Source organism: Sulfurovum sp. bin170 (assembly GCF_010892395.1).
GTDB lineage: Bacteria > Campylobacterota > Campylobacteria > Campylobacterales > Sulfurovaceae > UBA1140.
This window is the reverse complement of the sequence record NZ_JAACKB010000327.1, coordinates 1-1,926: the sequence shown is the minus strand read 5'-3', so window position 1 is coordinate 1,926 and position 1,926 is coordinate 1. Positions and strand designations below refer to the sequence as shown.

The window sequence follows — 1,926 nt, the reverse complement described above, 5'->3', positions numbered from 1 at the left end:
GATATTAACAGATAGCTGGTTTGCACGAGAGAGGCTTATATTACGGGCTAAACACAAATATGGTTTCTCTGTTATCACTATGGCAAGAAAGGATTTAGGGCATCCTTCATCCCCCAATAAAAAGAGATGACACTTTTTTTCCAAAAAAAATAGACAATACTCCCCCATACCACCAAAGGCATTCAAAAAAACATATATCGCTAATGCCCTAAAAGGCAAAAACTAAAGAAAAAAAGAGGGGTTTGCTTCCTCCACAGAATCCATCAAAAGTTCAACCCACTCCTCTTTTTGCTCTTTTCTTGTAAGCAACTCCATAGGTGAAGAACCTTTTCGTTTTCCTGCTCTATATCGTCTATGATTGTGATAAAACATAAACAGATTGAGAAACCCTTGACTCACATTATTCTTAGAATTGTTCAGATAAGGTCTCAAAATAGAGTTGATACACTCCACCATAGATGAGGCTTGAATGATAAGTTCCAACTTGCCAAAAACTAATTGGCTGATTGACTCATATTCATCTTTCAACAGCTCCTTGGCGAAGTAGATATAGATGTCTCTTTGCTCTATGGCTCTATGTTTTCTATCTATATCTTTGGCTTTAACAACAGCTTTTCCCCATTGCCAAGCAAGAGATAAAAACTCTAATGCATCTTTGTTTACCCCCTCTTTTTGACACTCCTCTATAGATTTTTTGGTCTGTTCAAAATAGTTCAATAGGTTTGGCAGTACCTTTTTGGCACTTTTAGCTCTCTTGTTTACCTCGTCACTCCCAAGAGTTTGCATCAACTCTAATGCCGTCTCAATCTCACCGTTGGCACTAGCACGGTTACGAATCTCTCCTGTATGGCAAAATGGTTTAAGCTCATTGATAATGCAGTAGTAGAGGTAGGAGAAGTTATCAGACAGCTCTATTGCATCCTCTGTTTCTTTAGAGTTCTTCTCTAATCCATCTTTAACATCTGCCTCTTTTAACTTATTAACTCTCTTCTCAAGTTTACCTACCAACTCCCCAAAACGGTGGGCAATAGCGTGATAACTATCAACTTGATAAATTGCCTCAGGCAGACTCTCTTTTGCTCCTAATGCTAATCCATTACCCTCATCTCTAACCACTCCAATTACAGATATACCACTCTCTTTTACTTCATCAAAATGTTTTTTCCATGTCTCACCTTTTCTATTTTCAGCTTTCTCGATTTTCAAAATAGCTGAGCTAATAGGGTCAACCGTTATCAGTATTGGGGTTGATTTACTGAACACTTCATCACTAGCAATCAGGATTAACAGTCTCATATTTTTATCTAATTTTATATTGCTTGGAAGAGTGTTTCCAATTTTTGATAACATCTCACTAATCGTTCCCAATCCACTAAAAGGAAGAGAGCGAATCTTCATCAATTCGGAGATAGACTCCAAACTGCATCTACCTATCATTCTGTAATGCAACATAACAGCCACTGCATCTTTTTTGCTCAACTGCGTAATAGCTTTGGATGGAGCAAATATTAGTGATGATGTATCTTTTAGCACCTTTAAAAGTTCATAGATAAAATTCCTAGAGACACTATAATCCTTAGAGAGATTCGTTATTGCTCCCCACATGTTAAGAGTTTGAGCTGTGTGGGCGATAGATGCAATCTCTAATCGCATTTTTGGGGTTAAATCTTTTAGTATTAGGAATTTTGGTGAGAATTGTTCTAGAATATTATTGTAGTTTAATTGAGGTTGTAGTATCATTTTATTGAAACTTTCAATGTTTTATTTCACTCAATATAATTGTATTTTCTTGAGTGATTTATTGTGATACTATTTATTTCTTTTATTCTATTTTAATTCTTAGATTTGTTTAATTGTTAGGTGTTGGTGAAGGATGCCGGATATAAACAGTTTGACCACGCCAATAAAGCCAATCGTTCAAGTTAT

At 36.0% G+C, this 1,926-nt stretch carries 1 protein-coding gene; it reads right to left on the bottom strand.

Features of this window, described 5'->3' with window-relative positions:
- Positions 1 to 222: 222 nt before the first annotated feature.
- Positions 223 to 1,653: a transposase gene (locus GSY74_RS07755; protein ID WP_164664531.1), complete on the bottom strand. Its 1,431-nt coding sequence runs from the start codon at positions 1,651 to 1,653 to the stop codon at positions 223 to 225.
- Positions 1,654 to 1,926 lie beyond the last annotated feature (273 nt).

Coding starts and splice junctions, on each gene's coding strand:
- GSY74_RS07755 (WP_164664531.1), bottom strand. CDS start 1,653: ATGCGATTAGAGATTGCATCTATCGCCCACACAGCTCAAACTCTTAAC.